General features: G+C 50.4%; 17 protein-coding genes. 7 read left to right on the top strand and 10 right to left on the bottom strand.

The window, feature by feature from the left end; translation table 11 throughout:
• Positions 1-45 precede the first annotated feature (45 nt).
• On the bottom strand, positions 46-906 hold the full coding sequence (gene htpX / locus CWB98_RS22120; RefSeq protein WP_138546773.1) for a protease HtpX: 861 nt from the start codon (positions 904-906) through the stop codon (positions 46-48).
• Positions 907-1,239: 333 nt separating this feature from the next.
• Between htpX and CWB98_RS22115 the strand changes: the two genes are divergently transcribed.
• Together CWB98_RS22115 and CWB98_RS22110 are read left to right on the top strand one after the other, a co-directional pair.
• Positions 1,240-3,135: a DUF294 nucleotidyltransferase-like domain-containing protein gene (locus tag CWB98_RS22115; protein ID WP_138546838.1), complete on the top strand. Its 1,896-nt coding sequence runs from the start codon at positions 1,240-1,242 to the stop codon at positions 3,133-3,135.
• Positions 3,135-3,842 carry a 3'-5' exonuclease gene (locus tag CWB98_RS22110; RefSeq protein WP_138546772.1) on the top strand — a complete coding sequence of 236 codons (708 nt, stop codon included), beginning with the start codon at positions 3,135-3,137 and terminating at the stop codon, positions 3,840-3,842. The genes CWB98_RS22115 and CWB98_RS22110 overlap by 1 nt, the downstream gene beginning before the upstream one ends.
• A 101-nt stretch (positions 3,843-3,943) precedes the next feature.
• Here CWB98_RS22110 and CWB98_RS22105 read toward each other — a convergent pair whose 3' ends face one another.
• The 9 genes from CWB98_RS22105 to CWB98_RS22065 form a co-directional block, all read right to left on the bottom strand.
• Positions 3,944-5,521, bottom strand: a complete 1,578-nt coding sequence (locus CWB98_RS22105; protein WP_138546771.1) for a BCCT family transporter — start codon at positions 5,519-5,521, stop codon at positions 3,944-3,946.
• A 404-nt stretch (positions 5,522-5,925) separates the two neighbouring features.
• The gene (locus tag CWB98_RS22100; protein ID WP_138546770.1) at positions 5,926-6,588 is read right to left on the bottom strand and encodes a CoA transferase subunit B; all 663 of its coding nucleotides are present in this window, start codon (positions 6,586-6,588) and stop codon (positions 5,926-5,928) included.
• Between the two features lie 10 nt (positions 6,589-6,598).
• Complete coding sequence (locus tag CWB98_RS22095) at positions 6,599-7,297, bottom strand: CoA transferase subunit A (protein WP_138546769.1); 699 nt, start codon at positions 7,295-7,297, stop codon at positions 6,599-6,601.
• A 35-nt stretch (positions 7,298-7,332) separates the two neighbouring features.
• Positions 7,333-8,241 carry a hydroxymethylglutaryl-CoA lyase gene (locus tag CWB98_RS22090; protein WP_138546768.1) on the bottom strand — a complete coding sequence of 303 codons (909 nt, stop codon included), beginning with the start codon at positions 8,239-8,241 and terminating at the stop codon, positions 7,333-7,335.
• A 1-nt stretch (position 8,242) separates the two neighbouring features.
• Complete coding sequence (locus CWB98_RS22085) at positions 8,243-10,186, bottom strand: acetyl/propionyl/methylcrotonyl-CoA carboxylase subunit alpha (protein ID WP_138546767.1); 1,944 nt, start codon at positions 10,184-10,186, stop codon at positions 8,243-8,245.
• A 10-nt stretch (positions 10,187-10,196) separates the two neighbouring features.
• Positions 10,197-10,979 carry an enoyl-CoA hydratase/isomerase family protein gene (locus CWB98_RS22080; RefSeq protein ID WP_138546766.1) on the bottom strand — a complete coding sequence of 261 codons (783 nt, stop codon included), beginning with the start codon at positions 10,977-10,979 and terminating at the stop codon, positions 10,197-10,199.
• A gap of 9 nt (positions 10,980-10,988) precedes the next feature.
• Entirely contained in the window at positions 10,989-12,596 is a 1,608-nt protein-coding gene (locus CWB98_RS22075) for a carboxyl transferase domain-containing protein (protein ID WP_046003792.1), read from the bottom strand.
• 9 nt (positions 12,597-12,605) lie between these two features.
• A complete protein-coding gene (locus tag CWB98_RS22070) occupies positions 12,606-13,781 on the bottom strand; it encodes an isovaleryl-CoA dehydrogenase (RefSeq protein ID WP_046003793.1) in 1,176 nt (391 codons plus the stop codon).
• Positions 13,782-13,859: 78 nt separating this feature from the next.
• The gene (locus tag CWB98_RS22065) at positions 13,860-14,252 is read right to left on the bottom strand and encodes a MerR family transcriptional regulator (protein WP_054016870.1); all 393 of its coding nucleotides are present in this window, start codon (positions 14,250-14,252) and stop codon (positions 13,860-13,862) included.
• A 396-nt stretch (positions 14,253-14,648) separates the two neighbouring features.
• Here CWB98_RS22065 and CWB98_RS22060 point away from each other — a divergent pair, with 396 nt between their 5' ends.
• From CWB98_RS22060 to CWB98_RS22040, 5 genes are all read left to right on the top strand, one after another.
• Entirely contained in the window at positions 14,649-15,827 is a 1,179-nt protein-coding gene (locus tag CWB98_RS22060) for an acetyl-CoA C-acyltransferase (RefSeq protein WP_054016871.1), read from the top strand.
• A 69-nt stretch (positions 15,828-15,896) separates the two neighbouring features.
• Positions 15,897-17,387, top strand: coding sequence for a CoA-acylating methylmalonate-semialdehyde dehydrogenase (locus tag CWB98_RS22055; RefSeq protein WP_138546765.1), 1,491 nt, complete (start codon positions 15,897-15,899; stop codon positions 17,385-17,387).
• Between the two features lie 132 nt (positions 17,388-17,519).
• Complete coding sequence (locus CWB98_RS22050; RefSeq protein ID WP_138546764.1) at positions 17,520-18,677, top strand: acyl-CoA dehydrogenase family protein; 1,158 nt, start codon at positions 17,520-17,522, stop codon at positions 18,675-18,677.
• Between the two features lie 12 nt (positions 18,678-18,689).
• Positions 18,690-19,466 (top strand): enoyl-CoA hydratase, encoded by a 777-nt coding sequence (locus CWB98_RS22045; protein WP_138546763.1) that lies wholly within the window; start codon positions 18,690-18,692, stop codon positions 19,464-19,466.
• Positions 19,466-20,605, top strand: coding sequence for an enoyl-CoA hydratase/isomerase family protein (locus CWB98_RS22040; RefSeq protein ID WP_138546762.1), 1,140 nt, complete (start codon positions 19,466-19,468; stop codon positions 20,603-20,605). The genes CWB98_RS22045 and CWB98_RS22040 overlap by 1 nt, the downstream gene beginning before the upstream one ends.
• The last annotated feature ends 7 nt before the right edge of the window (positions 20,606-20,612 follow it).

The following is a 20,612-nucleotide window of genomic DNA, read 5'->3' as shown; positions in this document are numbered from 1 at the left end:
CTACAAAAAAGGCTTCGCATTGCGAAGCCTTTTTTCTCGTTGTATTTAACTTAGCGCCTGAATACGTTGCGCCAGTGGCGGGTGAGAGGCGAACATCTCCGACAAATTCTTGCCCGATGCGATACCAAAGGCCATCATAGACCCTTCGAGCTGTGACTCGTGGTTGTGGCGCAGGCGTTCCAAGGCTGCGCGCATTTTATGAGCACCTACCAATTCGGCTGCGCCTTTGTCGGCAGCAAATTCACGTTGACGGCTGAAGTAGGCAACAATCACCGAGGCCAGGATGCCAAACAGGATCTGGAAAATCATATCGAAAATGATATAAGTCCAGCTCACACCGTTGTTTTCTTCGTCACCGTTAAGAAAGCCGTCAACCAGATTTGCCAATACTTTAGCGATAAAGGTCACAAAGGTATTCACGACACCCTGAATGAGCGTGAGCGTGACCATATCACCGTTGGCAACGTGAGAAACCTCGTGTGCCAGTACAGCTTCCGCTTCATCCTGAGTCATATTGTGTAGTAGTCCGGTACTGACTGCAACCAGGCTGTTGTTTTTGCTGGGGCCGGTTGCAAAGGCATTGATTTCAGGGCTGTCGTAAATGGCAACTTCGGGCATTTCAATACCCACTTGTTTCGCCTGATTAGCAACGGTTTGTACCAGCCAGTGCTCACTTTCATTGCGGGGTTGCTCAATGACATAGGCCCCGGTAGATTTTTTAGCGATCCATTTCGACATAAACAGCGAAATAAACGCACCACCAAAGCCGAACACTCCGGCAATGAGTAGCATGCCGCCATAACTGCGATTAGACAGACCTAACACAGACATGACGATTGACAGCACAACCCCCAGCACCAGCATGACAGCCAGGTTGGTGATCAAAAATAGCACGATTCGTTTCATTTTAACCTCAAGCTTATACTCAACTTATTGTTTGCAGCCCACAAACTGGGATCAGCTTGTACAACGTGGGCTATGTTACTTGCATACGTTTGCCTACACGCGCCAGGTGGGATCCATTTCCTTCAGCAAGGCGTTTTACCATAGGTTTAGTTGCAGTATTTTTAGCTTCCAAAGCACGCTTTCTATATGATGGTAAATCATCATAATTACAAGTCACAGAGTAAAAAATTAGTGTGACAAAATATGCACAGGGTAACGCGAGTCGGTGCCTACCTTGCGTTCATCTGCGCAATTACCCACAATAGTGTTTATCAGCGTCATATAACGGTCATTATGCAAATAGAACATTTTGAGATCATGCAGTTTTTGTCTGCACATCCCCCATTTAATGATTTACCCGAGCACGCGCTAAAGCAGCTTGCTTCTGAGGTTGAGGTTGGCTATTACCGTGCTCGTAGCGAAATATTGCACTACGGAGAGTCGATCTCAAATTTGTATGTGGTACGGGCCGGATCCGTGGAGGTTTACCGCAGAAATGGTGAGCTGTATAACCGAATTTCAGAAGGCGGGCTGTTTGGTCAGCGTGGTCTTTTGATGAACCGCAAGGTGCGCTTTCCAGTGATGGCCCTGGAAGACACCTTAGTGTACTGCATTCCAGTGACCCTGTTTGAAGCATTTTGTGACGAGCATGAGGCATTTGCTGATTTTTTTGAGGCCGATGACAGCGGTGGACTGATCCAGGCGGTGTCAGATCAGGCAGACAACAACGACCTGACCACGGCCAAAGTCAAAACGTTGTTGCTCAGAGAACTGGTGTCGGTTGAGCTGACCTGCACCATTCGTGATGCCGCGAGACTGATGACCGAAGAACAAGTTTCGGCCTTGTTGATTTACGATCCGAGTAAACCGGTCAACGATGATCCCGAAGATGATGACGGTCAAATTGTGGGGATCCTAAGTGATAAAGACTTGCGCATTAAAGTCGTGGCGCAAGGTTTAAACACAAATCAACCTGTCGCCAATATCATGACTCGGGAGCTCACCATAGTCGATTCTAATGCGTATGTCTTTGAGGCAATGATGATGATGCTCAGAGACAACCTGCATCATCTTCCTGTGGTTCATAAACGTCGGCCTATCGGTGTCATTGCCTTGTCGGACATCTTACGTTACGAGTCGCAGAGCAGCTTATTGTTTGTCAAAGGGATCATGGAGCAGCAAAGTGTGGACGATGTCGCGCACTATGCCCAGTCGTTGTCCAGTGTGTTTGTGCGTTTGGTTAATGAAGATGCTAATTCACACATGGTGGGCACGGCGATGTCTGTGATTGGTCGCACCATTAAACAGCGGTTACTGGAACTGGCTGAGGACACACTGGGTGAGCCACCCGTACCATATTGTTTTATTGCATTGGGTTCGATGGCTCGGGATGAGCAGCTTATCGTGACTGATCAGGACAATGCGCTGATCCTGGATGATGCGTTTGAGGCGGATAAACATGACAGCTACTTTGCCGCGCTGGCCAAGTTTGTCTGCGACGCTCTGGCACAATGTGGCTACAAACTGTGCGATGGTGGCATTATGGCAACAAACCCGCAGTGGCGCTTAAGTGCCAGTGATTGGCAGGCTCAGTTTGAAGACTGGATGGATAACCCCAAACCCGAAGCCCTGCTCCATAGCTCAATCTTTTTTGACCTGGATGGGGTGTATGGTCACACCCAGCTGGCCAGTCGCCTGAGTGAATTGGTGGCAAAAAAAGCAAAAAACACTCCGCGTTTTTTAGCCGCCATGGCAAGCAACTCTTTGCGCAGAACACCACCGCTGGGCTTTTTTAAAGATTTTGTGCTCGAGCAAGATGGAGAGCACAAGCACTCGCTGAATATTAAGCGCCGTGGTACTGCACCGCTGTCCGATTTGGTGCGTGTGCATGCCCTGGCCATCGGCTCGCGTAAGCAAAATTCGTTTGAGCGACTTGAAGACATAAAAGACGCCCAGTTGTTGCCGCCGGGAAAAGTCGAAGATCTTGAAGCAGCGCTTGAATACATCGCGATGATCCGGATCCGCCACCAGGCAAGGCAAATAGAACAAGGAAAGCAGCCGGATAATAATATTTTACCTAAGCGGCTGTCAGAGTTTGAGCAGCGAAACTTGAAAGAAGCGTTTGCGGTATTGGACAAAGCCCAGAGCTACCTCAAGATCCGCTACCAGAATAAAGCGATGCTAAAATAATGGCAGTACAAGGTGACATTTTATCCTGGCCAAACCGTTTTGCACATTTGGCTCGTCAGAGCAATGATGAACGCCTGAGAGCGTTTTACAATGCAGGCGTGCAGACACCTGAAACACCAGTGTCACAGGCGCGCTTTGTGGCACTGGATTTTGAGACCACCGGGTTGGATCATGAAACGGATGATATTGTCAGCGTAGGCCTGGTGCCATTCGATGCGCGGCGAATTTATTGTCGTGATGCAAAACACTGGATCATAAAACCTGCTACGCCACTGCATACCGAGTCTGTGGTGGTACATCAAATCACGCATTCTCAGGTCAGTGACGCGCCTGATCTCGATGATATCCTCGAAGAGCTGCTTGCTTGTCTTGCCGGTCGAGTGATTGTCGTGCACTATCGCCATATCGAGCGGCTGTTTTTTAATCAGACTTTGATACAACGGTTGGGAGAAGGGATAGAGTTTCCATTGATTGATACCATGATGATCGAACACCAGGTTGAAACTGCCCGGCAAACTTTCTGGCAACGCTTCACGCGCCAGCCTATTTCTTCTATTCGTCTGGCTGACAGTCGAAAACGATATGGTTTGCCATATTATATTGCCCACCATGCGCTGAGTGATGCACTGGCGACTGCTGAACTATTACAGGCTCAGCTGCAACACCACTACACGCAAAACACAGAAATAAAATCGCTATGGGTATAGCTGTCCTCCTAAGTTGAGTCTGTGACCACAACAAAGAAAAATGGCATGTTATTAAACATGCCATTTTAGCTATTACTCTGGTCAGCTGGTCACTCAACTGTTTACGTGCTGGTTTTTTCTGTACGCAAGCCCAGGATAAGACTCAGGCACATTAGCAGGAGTACCACAGTAAATGGCAGACCGGTTGAAATAGCGCCGGCCTGAAGTGCTTGTATTGCTTCTGTGCCGCCGATCCAAAGCAGCGCCGCAGCGATAGCACCTTCTACTGTGGCCCAGAACACCCGTTGTGGGATAGGGGCATCAATTTTACCGCCGGCCGTAATACTGTCTATCACTAATGAACCTGAGTCCGACGAGGTGATAAAGAACACCAGTACCAAAACAATAGCGACAAATGACAACAGATCGCCCAATGGCAGTTGCTCAAACATTTCAAACATGGCCAGCGGCACCTGAGTCAGGCCATTCTCGCCAAGTGCGCCAATGCCAGATTTCACCTGATCAATGGCGATACCGCCGTATACCGACATCCATAAGGTAGTGACTAAAGTCGGGATAAGCAGCACAGCAATGATAAACTCACGAATGGTACGACCTTCAGAGACGCGGGCAATGAACATACCGACAAACGGTGACCAGGAGATCCACCAGGCCCAGTAAAACACAGTCCAGCCCTGGAACCAGGCTTCATCGTCACGACCGTGCGGGTTACTTAATGGGATGATGTTCTCCACATAGGCCATTATGGTTGTGGGAACATTGCCGAGCGCGACAGCAAATCCGGCTAGCATTACAAACAGCAGCAGGGCAAAGGCGATCAGCATATTGGTATTACTGAGCACCTTAACACCGCCCTCAATGCCCCGCACCACAGAAATGATGGCCAGCAAAGTAACACCTACTATCACCATGATCTGCAGCCCCAGGCCAGCCTCGATACCGAACACATGCTGGATCCCGGCACTGGCCTGTTGAGCACCCAGGCCAAGCGAGGTCGCCAGACCAAACAAGGTGGCCAGTACTGCCAGAATATCTATGATATGACCCGGCCAGCCCCAGGCTCTGTCGCCTAACAGAGGATAGAAAATAGAGCGGATAGACAGCGGTAGCCCCTTATTATAAGCAAAGAAAGCCAGAGAGAGCGCGACAACGGCGTAAATCGCCCAGGGGTGCAAACCCCAGTGATACATAGTGGCACCCATGGCCAGCTCAGCAGCTTCAGGTGTGTTGGGGGTGACATTGAGCGGCGTTTTGAACCAGCCAGTGTAGTAGGCTACCGGTTCGGCAACGCCCCAAAACATCAGCCCTATACCCATACCTGCAGCGAACAGCATGGCCAGCCAGGAGAGGGTGGTGTACTGAGGTTTGGCCGAGTCGCCACCAAGACGGATTTTACCGTAGGGAGAGAGCACCAGCGCCAAACAAAACAGCACAAAGAAGTTGCCCGACCACATAAAGACGGCATCGAATGCGCCGATGATTTTCCACTTCAGGCCGTCCAGTGTTGCCTTTGCCGACTCGGCATCGCTTACTAAGATTGCAATAAGAAATAATAAGATCAGGCCCGCACTCACGCCAAAAACCGGGTTATGAACATCAAACCCCCATTTTTGTACGTTGTCCTGGCCCACGGTATAGTCAGTATTATCGATACTATACTTATCGTGATTGTCTGCCATTGTTACCTCATAGTTGAGAAGTGAAATGGCAAATTGGTATTACACCCGGCTTTGATGCAAACTGCATGCGATGGGTTTATGTTAGTTACAGCGGTAATGGGCACGCCAATGGTTTGCCATTACGATCGTCTTCTGATAGTCCAAAAGACGTTTCGATGTAATTAAGATAAACCAACCAAAACGGGGTATGTGTACCACCTTGCCGTAAAAGTCTTAGTTTATAAGTGTAAGCGCTAGAATATAAAAGTAAATGAATGGGCTATTAACTGAATAAAATCACACCAGTTAAGGGGTAAACAGGCAAAAAAAATCCCTCTTGCGAGGGATTTTGGGTAACTCAGCGCCTTTGGCACTGGGAATGAGGTCGGTACATAGTTGGTATTATAGTGTCAGACCGTGCTTGTTTAGTTGGCAAACTGCATTTCAGGAATGTCGCCATTTACAATAAGCTTACCTGCAGTTTTGCTGATAATTTCGTCTACACTAACACCCGGTGCGCGCTCTAGCAAATGGAACGCGCCATCTTTTACTTCAAGCACCGCTAAATCTGTGACGATTTTTTTCACACAGTTCACGCCGGTGAGCGGCAGAGTACAAGACTCCAGTAACTTTGAATCGCCGTGCTTGCTGGCATGGGTCATGGTTACCACGATATTCTGTGCGCCAGCAACCAAGTCCATTGCACCACCCATGCCTTTGATTAATTTCTTCGGGATCATCCACGAGGCAATATTGCCGTTCTGATCCACTTCAAATGCACCTAGTACCGTCAAGTCTACATGACCACCCCGGATCATGGCAAAGCTTTCGGCACTATTAAAAATAGCCGCACCTGTGGCTGCTGTCACGGTTTCTTTACCCGCATTGATCATGTCTGCGTCGACCTGGTCTTCCGTTGGGTAAGGACCCATGCCCAGCAGACCATTTTCGGACTGCAGCATGACTTCGATACCCTGAGGCACGTAGTTGGCAACCAGAGTAGGGATACCGATACCCAGGTTTACGTAATAACCGTCCTGAAGCTCTTGCGCCACGCGCATTGCAATTTGTTCACGAGTTAAAGCCATGGTGATCTCCTTACTTACGGGTTGTGACACGTTCGATGCGTTTTTCAAAGTTGCCCTGAATAACGCGATTAACATAGATCCCCGGTGTGTGGATCTCACTTGGCTCCAGTTCGCCTGGCTCTACGATTTCTTCTACCTCAGCAACGGTAATTTTACCCGCCGTTGCAGCCATTGGGTTAAAGTTCATCGCGGTGTGGCGAAATACCAGATTGCCATAGCGGTCAGCTTTCCAGGCTTTAACGATGGCGAATTCGCCGGTGATAGACTCTTCAAGAATGTAAGGGCGACCATCGAATTCTTTGACTTCTTTACCCTCGGCAACTGGGGTGCCATAGCCAGTCGCGGTATAGAACCCCGGGATACCTGCACCGCCAGCGCGCATTTTCTCTGCCAAAGTACCCTGAGGGGTCAATTCAACGTCGATAATACCGTCTAACAACTGTTGCTCGAACAGGGCATTTTCACCCACGTAAGAGGCAATAATCTTTTTGATTTGACGATCATGGAGCAAAATACCCAGACCAAAGTCGTCGACACCACAGTTGTTCGACACGACGGTCAGCTCTTTGGTTTGTTTGCGCTTGATTTCTGCAATTAACCCTTCTGGAATTCCACATAATCCAAAGCCACCTGCAATAATGGTATCGCCATCTTTCAGGCCCTCCATTGCTGCTTCATAGCTTGAAACTACTTTATCGAAACCGGCCATTAGCCCACTCCTAGTTGTTCGTTGTTTTTCAGTTGTTATGACTGACAGCTGTTTTTCAGCGCCAGAGACACCTTGCTTACTGGCGCCTTATCCAGCGCCTCACAAATCTGCCAGCCCGCTTTTGCCAGTCTTTCTAAATCAATTCCACTATCGATGCCAAGTCCTTGCAGCAAGTAAACAACATCCTCAGTGGCAACATTTCCTGACGCACCCTTAGCATAGGGACAACCACCCAGTCCGGCAACGGCGGAATCTATGGTCGCAATGCCCAGCTCCAGTGCGGTATGTATGTTTGCCAAAGCCTGACCATAGGTATCATGAAAGTGCACGGCAAGGCGCTCGGCTGGGATATGTGACAGTAATAACGTCAGCAGCTGCCTGACCTGATTGGCTGTGCCCACACCTATGGTATCGCCAAGACTGATCTCGTAGCAGCCCAATGCCAATAATTGTTTACACACCGCCAGAACCTGCTCTGGTTCGACCTCTCCCTGGTACGGGCAGCCAACCACACAGCTTACGTAGCCCCTGACTTTGATGTTGTTTTTTTGTGCAAGCTCAACCACAGGGCGGAAGCGTTCAATACTCTCTTCAATGGAGCAGTTGATGTTCTTTTGTGTAAAGGCTTCGCTGGCAGCGGTAAAAATCGCAAACTCGTCGACCTCGTTGGCAAGCGCCAGCTCGGCACCTTTGAGGTTTGGCGTAAGGGCGCTGATCTCTACACCATCACGACGCACAAAGCCCTGGATGACGTCACTGGAGTCGGCCATTTGTGGCACCCATTTTGGCGAGACAAATGCCCCGGCCTCAATGTGTTTCAAACCGGCGTCGGCCAGTGCATTGACCAGCGCAATTTTCGCGCCGGTCGATACACTGGACTCATTTTGCAGGCCATCACGTGCACCAACTTCAACTATTTTGACCTGGGCTGGATAGTTCGCCATTTCAGGCCTCCTCAACAATCGCAAGCATTGCGCCGTGGCTGACCAGCTCGCCTTCATCGAAACAATAGCTGGTGAGCGTACCATCAAACGGCGCATTCAGGGTGTATTCCATTTTCATTGCCTCGATGACAACGACTGGATCGCCTTTGCTCACCTGAGCGCCAACACTTTGCAGGTGTTTCACGACCGTGCCGTTAAGTGGCGCGGCCAGTGGTGCTTCCTGATGTTCATGCTCGCTGATGTAGTGCTTAGATTTAAGCGCCACATCAAACTGGTAAGGACCAAACATAACTGTGATTTGCTCTTCGGTGATCACCACATCTGCCAGCAAGCGCTTGCCATCCAGGTTGGCGACCAGGCTGTGGCCATCCAGGCGAACGTCCATCGTATGGTCAAGATCCTGATAAAATACCTGCCACTGATTGCCACTGGCTTCGGCTACCACCAGGTGGTCGGCAAATGGCAGTACCTGACGACGTGGCTGGTTGAGCTTAAAGCCCGACAGCTGCCACGGCGAGGTAACTTTCTCTGCCTGCTGATGTGCCAGGTAGGCCGCACTGGCCAGACAAACCAATAAGTCATTGGGCGCCTGAGATGCCGTCAGCGTTTCGGTTTGGGTGTCAATAAAGTGGGTATCCGGTGCAGTGGTACTAAATGCCGGGTGACCTGCCAGATGATGTAGGAAGGCAATATTGCTCTTCAGACCTGCCAGATGTACCTCGGCCAGCGCGCTGCGCAATTTTAATAGCGCAGTTCGACGGTCCCGACCGTGCACAATCAGCTTAGCGATCATTGGGTCGTAAAAGGGGCTGATCTCGTCGCCTTGTTGCACACCGGTGTCGATGCGCACACCGTCTTTGGCTTGTGGGAAGCCCAGATGGGACAATACGCCAGAGCAGGGCATAAAGTTTTCCTGCGGGTCTTCAGCATAAATACGTGCTTCGAAGCTGTGGCCACTGAGGCGGATCTCATCCTGGGTCAGTGGTAGCACTTCATTGTTGGCGACGCGGATCTGCCACTCAACCAAATCCTGATCGGTCACCATTTCCGTCACCGGGTGTTCTACTTGCAAACGCGTGTTCATTTCCATAAAGAAGAACTCGTCACCACAGAGTAAGAACTCAACGGTACCGGCACCGCGGTAGTTGATGGCCTGAGCACAGCGCACAGCGGCTTCACCCATTTCACGGCGCAGCTCTGCACTCAGATCCGGGGCAGGGGCTTCTTCTATGACTTTTTGATGGCGGCGCTGCAATGAGCAGTCGCGGTCGCCCAGATACACGCAATTACCATGGCTGTCGGCAAATACTTGTACTTCAACATGGCGCGGCTTATCGACAAAACGCTCCAGCAGCACCAGGTCATTACCAAAACTGGCCGCAGCTTCACGCTTTGCGCCTTCAAGGGCGCTGATAAACTCGCTGGCTTCGCGCACAACGCGCATACCTTTACCACCGCCACCGTAAGCCGCTTTTATAAGCACTGGATAGCCCACTTTCTCGGCTTCCTGAGCCAGGAAGTCTGTATCTTGCTGCTTGCCATAATAGCCGGGCACTAAGGGTACATTGGCCTCGGCCATGATCTCTTTGGCGCGGGTTTTTGACCCCATGGCTTCAATCGAGCTGGCCAGCGGACCAATAAAGGCGATATCGGCCTGCTCACAGGCGTGGGCAAAGGCTTCGTTTTCAGACAAGAATCCGTAACCGGGATGGATACAATCCGCACCGGCACGCTTAGCAACGTCCAGAATGCGCTCAGCAACCAGGTAGGAGTCTTTACTCGGTGCCGGACCGATGTGATAGGCTTCATCCGCCTGTTGCACGTGCATGGCATTGGCGTCAGCATCGGAGTAAACCGCTACGGTGCTCAGACCCAGGCGCTTGGCGCTGCGCATCACGCGACAGGCGATTTCGCCACGGTTGGCTATCAGAATTTTCTTTAACATAGTGTACTCCTTACTTGCTGGCCGCGTTTTGCCAGCCGGGGGCACGTTTGTCGAAAAAGGCGCTCAGACCTTCTTGTCCTTCTTCGCTTACACGGATCTCAGCGATCCGTTTAGCGGTATGTGCAATCAGTGTGTCATCAATAGCATGGCCTGCCACTTCGTCTATCAGTGCCTTGGCACTTTTGACCGCCACCGGGCCATTGTTCAGCAGGGTTTCAATAAAGTGAGATTCGGCACCGGCTAAGTCTTCGGCGACTTCATGGATAAGACCCATGCTCAGCGCTTTGTCAGCAGTAAAGATCTCAGCACTGAGGAAATAGCGACGTGCCTGACGCTCGCCAATGGCACGGATCACATAAGGGCTGATCACGGCGGGAATAAGCCCCAGCTTGACTTCGCTCAGACAAAATTTGGCATCCGGGGTCGCAACGGCGATGTCACAGCAGGCGATGAGACCCAGTGCTCCCCCAAATGCTGCGCCCTGAACCAGACAAACCGTTGGGTGCGGGCTGTTTGCCAGCACTTTCATTAGTCTGGCCAATTCCATAGAATCAGCGACATTTTCGTCGTAGTTATTACCAGCCATGGATTTCATCCAGGCCAGGTCGGCGCCTGCAGAGAAGTGCTTGCCATTGGTTTTTAATACCAGTGCACGAATATCCAGCTCGTTTGCGTATTCAATGCTTTTGATTAATTCGGCTATGACTTCGGCGTTAAATGCATTGTGTTTTTCCGGGCGGCTAAGTTCCAGCACGGCCACCTTACTTTTGGTGATATTTAAGGTTACTGACATAGGGCCTCCTTACATCCGGAAAATGCCGAATTTTGAATCCTGTTCAGGTGCATTGGCAGCCGCTTCAAGCGCCAGACCAAGAACCGTACGCGTGTCGGCAGGATCGATAATGCCATCGTCCCACAAGCGCGCACTGGCGTAGTAGGGATGGCCTTGCTTTTCGTATTGCTCAACAATGGGCTTTTTAAACTCAGCCACTTCTTCGTCGCTCATTGACTGGCCTTTACGCGCCAGACCGTCCTGACGAACCTGTGTCAGTACGCCGGCCGCCTGCTCGCCACCCATGACCGAGATACGGGCATTGGGCCACATCCACATCATGGTGGGTTCATAGGCTCGGCCGCACATGCCGTAGTTACCGGCGCCATAAGAGCCACCGATCAATACGGTAAATTTCGGTACGTCTGCACAAGACACCGCGGTAACCATTTTAGCGCCGTGTTTGGCGATGCCTTCTGCTTCGTATTTTTGGCCTACCATAAAGCCGGTGATGTTCTGTAAGAACAACAGCGGGATGTTGCGTTGGGCACAGAGCTGAATAAAGTGCGCACCTTTTTGCGCCGACTCAGAGAACAAAATCCCGTTGTTGGCGACAATCCCGACCGGATGACCATAAATTTCTGCAAAGCCGGTAACCAGGGTTTCACCAAAGTAGCGTTTAAATTCGTCGAACTGTGAGTCGTCCACGATACGGGCAATCACTTCGCGTACGTCAAACGGTTTTTTCAGGTCCGTCCCGACGATGCCGTAGATCTCACGAATATCGTATCTTGGCGCTTTGAAGTCTTTCAGAACGGGGCGAACAGGGCGTTGGTGATTGAGGCGGGAGACACATTGGCGAGCGATAGACAGCGCATGCTCATCGTTTTCCGCATAATGGTCCGCAACCCCGGATACTTTACAGTGCACATCGGCACCACCGAGATCTTCGGCGCTGACTTCCTCACCGGTTGCCGCTTTTACCAGTGGCGGGCCCGCGAGGAATATCGTCCCTTGTTCTTTCACTATGATACTTTCATCGGCCATTGCCGGCACGTACGCACCACCGGCGGTACATAGCCCCATAACCACGGCAATTTGCGGGATGCCTTTGGCAGACATACGCGCCTGGTTATAGAAAATACGGCCAAAGTGCAGTTTATCCGGGAATACTTCATCCTGCTCCGGCAGGTTCGCACCGCCCGAATCAACTAAGTAGATACAGGGCAGGTGGCAACGTTCTGCAATTTCTTGTGCGCGCAGGTGCTTTTTCACCGTCAGCGGGAAATAGGTTCCCCCTTTCACTGTGGCGTCGTTCGCCACTATCATGCACTCTACGCCTTTCACCCGGCCAATACCCGCTACCACACCGGCGCAGGGAATGTCTTGTTCATACACACCGAACGCAGCGAACTGAGAGATCTCTAAAAAGGGAGAGCCTTCGTCAAGCAGGTGCTCAATGCGGTCGCGGACAAATAATTTGCCGCGACTCTGGTGGCGAGCGATTAGCGCCTCACCACCACCCATAGACAAAGTGGCAACCTTATCATTGAGGTCGGCAACCAGAGACGCCATAGCGTCCTGGTTTGCCTTAAATTGCGGGTCATGACTATTAACAGTCGAGTTTAGTACTGTCATGCTGCCTCCTTAGCGGCTTTCGGTGAACAGCTCACGACCGATCAGCATACGGCGGATCTCAGACGTGCCGGCGCCAATCTCATACAATTTGGCATCGCGCAGTAAACGTCCGGTAGGATATTCATTGATGTAGCCGTTACCGCCCAGCAACTGAATTGCATCGAGCGCCATTTTGGTTGCCAGCTCTGCTGCATAGAGGATAGCACCTGCGGCATCTTTTCGTGTTGTTTCGCCGCGGTCGCAGGCTTTTGCCACTGTGTATACGTAAGAACGTGCAGCATTCATTTGCGTATACATGTCAGCGATTTTGCCCTGCACTAGCTGGAATTCTCCGATAGACTGGTTGAACTGCTTACGTTCGTGGATATAAGGCACAACCACATCCATACACGCCTGCATTATTCCCAGTGGGCCACCGGCCAGTACCACGCGTTCATAATCCAGACCACTCATCAGGACCTTAACGCCTTCATTATAGTTACCCAGAATATTCTCTTCAGGGACCTCACAGTTTTCAAAAACCAGCTCACAGGTGTTTGAGCCACGCATGCCCAGTTTGTCCAGCTTCTGTGCTGTCGAGAAGCCAGGAAAGTCTTTCTCAACGATGAATGCAGTGATACCACGCGGACCGGCTTCTAAATCTGTTTTTGCGTAGATCACAAAGACGTCGGCATCCGGACCATTGGTGATCCACATTTTATTACCGTTGAGAATAAACTTATCGCCTTTTTTCTCGGCTTTGAGTTTCATAGATACTACATCTGAGCCCGAGTTTGGTTCACTCATGGCAAGTGCACCAATGTGCTCGCCGGAGACCAGTTTAGGCAGGTATTTTTCTTTTTGTGCCTGGTTACCGTTACGGTTGATCTGGTTTACACACAGATTTGAGTGCGCACCGTAGCTGAGTCCGATTGAGGCGCTGGCACGGCTAATCTCTTCCATCGCAATGACATGCTCGAGATAACCCATGTTTGCACCGCCAAATTCTTCTGGGACTGTGATACCCAGCAGGCCCATGTCACCAAACTTTGGCCACATTTCATTTGGGAAAGCGTTTTCTTCGTCGGTTTTTTCTGCCAGTGGGGCGATTTCGCTGCTGGCAAAGCTGTTGACGTGGTCACGGATCATGTCCGCTGTTTCGCCCAGGCCAAAGTTAAGTTCTTTATAAAGTGATACTGTGCTCATCTGTAGTTATCCTGTGTGAGAGTTATTCTTGATTAAGCACTCGCCGCGGCTCGCATTAAGTGCTACATTGCTCAATCACTATTCATCTAGATTCTTTAATGTATCCAGACAGCGACGTTCCGCTGTGACCAGTTCCATCAGGACCACTTTAATGTCGTCCATTTGCTGACTCAGATCGGCCTTTTTTTCTTCGATCAGTTGCAGCATAGTATGAAGCTGTTTGGCGCTTGATTTATCGGCGTCGTAAAGCTCGAACAAACGACCGGTTTCTGCCAGCGTGAAGCCTAATCGCTTACCTCGCAAAATAAGTTTCAGGCGCACTTTATCGCGCTTGGAATAAATGCGTGTCTGGCCATGGCGTTCAGGTGAAAGTAATCCCTGATCTTCATAAAACCGAATACTTCGGGTGGTAATATCAAACTCCTTGGCGAGTTCGCTGATTGAATAAGTTGGTTCTTTGTTGTCTTGCATCGTTTACGCACTTACATCAAAACTGATTTGTCCAATATAAGTGAAGTTTACGTAAAGGTAAAGTATGGCGTTTGTTTCATCCTATAGTCGCATATCGCAACCGCTCATACTGGTCTACTTTAGGTATTCGTTTTGCTTACAGAAGACCCGCTGAGGCACTCCAGATGGTACGTCACACAGCAGTATAGTCGCCTAGTTTGCGACTAAACGGCGAGGAGGACGACACATCGGAAGTCACGCCAGTGGCAACCTCGATGTGCAACTTAACTTTACACTTTCAGAGATCGCAAATTGCTTGATTTTAGATTTACGTTGGCGTAAACGTAAATATTAGGTATGCTCGACGTAAGAGATTACTAAAAGCAAGCAACTTGCTTGTAAACAGGAGTTTTTTTAATGAGTAACGAAGCTGTTGTCATTGTTGCTGCCAAACGTACCCCTATGGGTGGATTTATGGGCAGTCTTTCTGGTGCCAGTGCAACTGACTTGGGTGCCACTGCAATTAAAGCTGTGATGGCCGATACAGGACTGTCAGATGCCAGTATTGATGAAGTGATCATGGGCTGTGTATTGCCAGCCGGATTAGGTCAGGCGCCAGCGCGTCAGGCGATGTTACATGCAGGTTTGGCTCGCTCAACGGGCGCAACCACTATCAACAAAGTTTGTGGTTCAGGCTTGAAAGCGGCGATGTTCGCTCACGACCTGATCAAAGCAGGCAGCATAAAAAATGCCATCGCCGGTGGTATGGAGAGCATGACTAATGCGCCGTACTTCATTCCTAAAGCGCGAGGTGGCATGCGCATGGGTCATGGTGAAATTAAAGATCACATGATGGCAGACGGCCTGGAAGATGCTTACGACAATAAAGCTATGGGCTGCTTCGCACAAGATACGGCCGATGAATACGGCATTACCCGTGACAATATGGACGAGTTTGCGCTGAGCTCACTGAGCAAAGCCAATGCGGCCATTGAAAACGGCAGCTTTAATAATGAGATTGCAGCGCATACCATTTCTACCCGTAAAGGTGATGTGGAAGTAGCGATTGATGAGCAGCCAGGTAATGCTCGTCCGGATAAGATCCCATCACTGCGCCCGGCATTCAAAAAAGATGGCACCATCACCGCGGCTAACTCGTCTTCAATCTCCGACGGTGCTGCGGCACTTGTACTAATGAGTGAGTCAGAAGCGAAGCGTCACGGTTTAACACCACTGTGTAAGATTGCAGGTCACACCACACACTCTCAGGCTCCAGCTGAGTTCACTGTGGCACCGGTAGGTGCAATGAACAAGTTGCTTGAGCAAACAGGCTGGTCTAAAGACGACGTCGATTTGTGGGAGATCAACGAAGCGTTCGCTATGGTGACTATGTTGGCTATCAGCGAGCTTGGTTTGGATCAGAGCAAAGTAAACGTGAACGGTGGTGCGTGTGCACTGGGTCACCCAATCGGTGCCAGTGGCGCGCGTATTTTGGTAACGCTTATTCATGCACTGCGCAATCGCGGTTTATCAAAAGGCATTGCCTCACTGTGTATCGGTGGTGGTGAAGCGGTGGCATTAGCCGTCGAAGTTTAAGTTAAGTATAGCGCCGCAACGACAATAATTAAGCGGCGCTTTTTCGTTTTAATTGGGGGAGGAGTGCACATGCACCAGGTACCATTATACATCAACGGTGAATTTACCCAGTCTCAGTCTGACAAGTGGTTAGATGTCGTCAATCCGGCGAATCAGGAAGTTTTGGCGCAGGTGCCATGCGCGACGCAGGATGAAGTACAGGCTGCCATCTCGTCTGCACAAGAAGCATTTAAAACCTGGCGCAATGTTCCGGTGACAGAGCGTGCGCGCATTATGATGCGCTATGCGGCATTGTTAAAAGAGCACCAGGAAGAGATTGCGACTATCATCTGCCACGAGCTTGGTAAGACCTTTGAAGATGCCAAAGGCGATGTATGGCGTGGTATTGAAGTGGTTGAGCAGGCGGCCAATGCGCCGGCGCTGATGATGGGCGAAACGGTTGAGAACGTAGCCCGTAACATTGACACTTATTCTTATATCCAACCGCTGGGCGTGTGTGCGGGTATCACCCCATTTAACTTCCCGGCGATGATCCCATTGTGGATGTTCCCAATGGCGATTGTGTGTGGTAACACCTTTGTATTAAAGCCGTCTGAGCAAGATCCTCTTACACCGATGCGTTTGGTTGAGCTATTCGAAGAAGCAGGCGCACCAAAAGGCGTACTACAAGTAGTACACGGCGCGAAAGAGCAGGTAGACCAGATCCTGACAGCCCCTGAAGTACGTGCGATTTCTTTCGTGGGGTCGTGTGGTGTCGGTTCTTACATCTATAGCAAAGGCACAGAGAATCTAAAACGTGTTCAGGCTTGTGTTGGCGCGAAAAACCATATGGTGATCATGCCAGATGCCAGCCGTGAGCAGACCATCAATAATCTGGTCGGTGCCTCTGTGGGTGCTGCGGGTCAGCGTTGCATGGGCATCTCGGTTGCCGTATTCGTTGGCAAGTCTAAAGAATGGATCGATGATTTAAAAGCCGGTCTTGAAAAAGTACGTCCGGGTGTGTGGAACGACCCAGAAGCGGCCTATGGACCGCAAACCTCAGCTCAGGCCAAGGCACGTATTCTGTCGTTGATAGAAAGTGGAAAACAGCAAGGTGCGACTTGTCTGCTGGATGGCTCAGACTTTACGGTTGAAGGCTACGAAAACGGCAACTGGGTTGGTCCAACGTTGTTTACAGACGTCACGCCAGACATGGACATCTACAAGCAGGAGATCTTTGGTCCTGTGCTGAACTGTGTCTGTGTTGATACCCTGGAAGAGGCCATTGAACTGGTTAATAACAGCCCTTATGGTAACGGTACATCTCTGTTCACGGCGAGCGGTGCGGCAGCACGTAAGTTCCAGAATGAAATCGAAGTAGGCCAGGTGGGGATTAATATTCCTATTCCGGTGCCACTGCCATTCTTCTCATTCACCGGCTGGAAAAACTCTTTCTATGGCGACCAACACACCTATGGCAAGCAGGGTGTGCGTTTCTACACCGAAACCAAGACCATTACTTCACGCTGGTTTGCCGATGAGGCTGTAACGGGTCCTAACATGAGCATTAACTTGCGATAACGCCAGTCAGTTAACCTATCCGGCCCGGCACTTGCCCGGGCCGCTCGCAGTAATACCTGAGGCTCAGGTACATAAGAATAACGCCGGGCAGAATCATCACTTTGCCCGCTATGACAACAAGTGAGGTCTTTTATGGACTTTAATCTCAACGAAGATCAGCAGGCTTTTGCCGAAACCGCCTATCAGTTTGCCATGAGCGAACTGGCGCCCCATGCCGCTGAATGGGATCAGAAACATATTTTCCCGAAAGACGTGATTAAAAAAGCCGGTGAGCTGGGCTTTTGTGGCCTATACACGCCGGAAGAAGCGGGTGGGCTGGGCCTTTCGCGCCTTGATTCAAGCATTATTTTTGAGCAATTGTCGATGGGCTGTACGGCCACAACGGCAATGCTGACCATACACAATATGGCCACCTGGATGATTGCCAGCTTTGCCACTCAGGCAGTAAAAGATCAGTACATGGATCAATTGGTGATGGGGGAGCTGCTGGCTTCATACTGTCTGACCGAACCCGGCTCAGGCTCTGATGCGGCATCACTGAAAACCAAAGCGGTACTGGAAGGCGATGAGTATGTCCTGAATGGATCGAAAATGTTTATCTCTGGTGCCGGTGAAACCGATGTGCTGGTCGTGATGGCACGTACTGGTGAAGACGGTCCGAAAGGTATTTCTGCCTTTGTTGTTCCAGCCAATGCCGAGGGCGTGATCTATGGTAAAGCTGAAGAGAAAATGGGCTGGAATGCCCAGCCAACCCGTCTGGTAACATTCGAAAATGTTCGTATTCCGGCGGCTAACCTGATGGGCAAAGAAGGTGAAGGCTTTAAGTTTGCCATGCAGGGTCTGGATGGCGGACGTATCAACATTGCCACCTGCTCAATCGGTACAGCACAACAGGCACTGAACACAGCCAAAGAATATATGCAGGAACGTCAGCAGTTTGGCAAACCTCTGGCGGCATTCCAGGCACTGCAGTTCAAGATTGCCGATATGAACACTGAGCTGGTTGCAGCGCGTCAGATGGTCCGTCTGGCTGCATTCAAACTGGACAGCAATGACAGTGAAAAAACCACTTACTGTGCCATGGCTAAACGCTTTGCGACCGACGTTGGTACTAAGGTTTGTGATGATGCATTACAAATTCATGGTGGTTATGGCTACATCAAAGAATACCCACTTGAGCGCCACCTGCGTGATGTACGCGTTCACCAAATCCTGGAAGGCACCAATGAGATCATGCGGGTGATCATTGCACGCCGAATTCTAGCCGAAGGCGCAGCAAGCGTACTGTAGAGGAGCACCATTATGTCAGCACAATTGAAACTTGAAAAACAAGGTCATATCGCGGTTGTGACTATGTCCAACCCACCGGCAAACACCTGGACTCGCGATACTTTGGTTGGTCTGAAGGAGCTGGTAACAGAGCTGAATGCCGATAAAAACATATACTCTTTGGTGATCACTGGTGAGGGCGAAAAGTTCTTCTCAGCGGGCGCCGATCTGAATGTATTTGCCGATGGCGACAAAGGCGTTGCGGCGGACATGTCGCGCGTATTTGGTGAAGCGTTTGAAACCCTCAGTGATTTCCGCGGAGTGTCTATTGCGGCAATTAATGGCTTCGCAATGGGCGGCGGTCTGGAAGTCGCGCTGGCCTGTGACATTCGTATTGCAGAAGCGCAGGCGCAAATGGCACTGCCAGAGGCCAAAGTGGGCTTGCTGCCTTGTGCCGGTGGTACACAAAATCTGTCATGGCTGGTCGGTGAAGGCTGGGCGAAGCGCATGATCTTATGTGGTGAACGCCTCAAAGCAGATAAAGCTCAGCAGATTGGACTGGTTGAAGAAGTGGTTGAGCAGGGCAAAGCGCTCGAAGCAGCGCTTGAGCTGGCTAAGAAAGTAGAAGACCAAAGCCCGGTGGCCGTTACCGCGTGTAAAGCCCTGATCCAAAAAGGTCGCACAGGCACTATCAACAGCGCATTGCCGCTTGAGCGCGAGCTGTTTGTGACTTTGTTCGATACGCAAGACCAAAGAGAGGGCGTTAATGCCTTCTTAGAAAAACGTAAAGCAAACTGGGTGAATGGCTAATGGTTGAATTACAGTTACTGAACCAGGCAGATGCCCCAGTGGTATTTGAGTTGGCGCACTGTAATAACGGCATGAAGGTGGCGGTTGCCACCCTCAATGCGCCAAAAGCACTCAATGCACTGAACCTGGAAATGATCCGCTTATTGGATCCACAGCTTAAGGCCTGGGCTGAAGATGAACAGGTCGCTATGGTCCTGCTCAAAGGCGCCGGCGAAAAAGCCTTTTGTGCCGGTGGCGATGTGGTTAGCCTGTACAACGCAATGGCCGCCGAAGATGGCAATAATCATCTAGAAGTCTTCTTTGCCGAGGAATATCGCCTTGATTACCACATCCATAATTATGATAAGCCTATCCTGCTTTGGGGCAATGGCATCATCATGGGTGGCGGTCTTGGTTTGATGGCTGGTGCCAGCCACCGGGTGGTAACAGAATCATCCCGCATCGCGATGCCGGAAATCACCATTGGCTTGTATCCGGATGTTGGCGGTAGCTACTTCCTGAACAAGATGCCAGAGGGGGTTGGTTTATTCCTTGGTCTGACTGGTGCTTCCATTAATGCCACCGATGCGAAATTTGTTGGCCTGGCTGATCATTATATGGATGGTGAGCGTCTGGATATGCTGTTGCATAACCTCAGTGAAGTAAACTGGGGAAAAACCAACGTACTCAATCATGAAAAACTGACCCAGTTACTTATCTCCCTTGATGAAGCATCGCACATTCCACCGCGCAGTGAAATTAAGCCACTGGCTGATTCTTTTGCTCAACTCGCTGAATTTGACTCCCTGGAAGCACAGGTTGAGCATATTCTGGCGCTCGACAGCGCAGAGAACAAATGGCTAAGCAAAGCACAAAAAGCCCTTAAGCATGGCTCTCCTTTGAGCGCAGTATTAATTCAGGCGCAGCTAAAGCGTGCCGAAGGCCTGTCACTGAAGGACTGCTTCTTGCGTGAGCTGGCGATGTCAGTTCGTTGTGGTGAAGTAGGAGAATTCCGTGAAGGTGTACGTGCACTGCTAATTGACAAAGACGGGCAGCCACAGTGGCAGTTCAAGACCATTGCAGACGTAGATAACGCTGTGATTGAGCGCTTTTTTACGCCACGCTGGGAAGAGAGTGAACATCCTCTGGCAGACCTTTAAGGAATAC

Origin of the sequence: Pseudoalteromonas rubra (assembly GCF_005887115.1) — a bacterium.
In the GTDB taxonomy this organism is placed as follows: domain Bacteria; phylum Pseudomonadota; class Gammaproteobacteria; order Enterobacterales; family Alteromonadaceae; genus Pseudoalteromonas; species Pseudoalteromonas rubra_F.
This window is presented reverse-complemented; position numbering and strand designations above follow the sequence as displayed.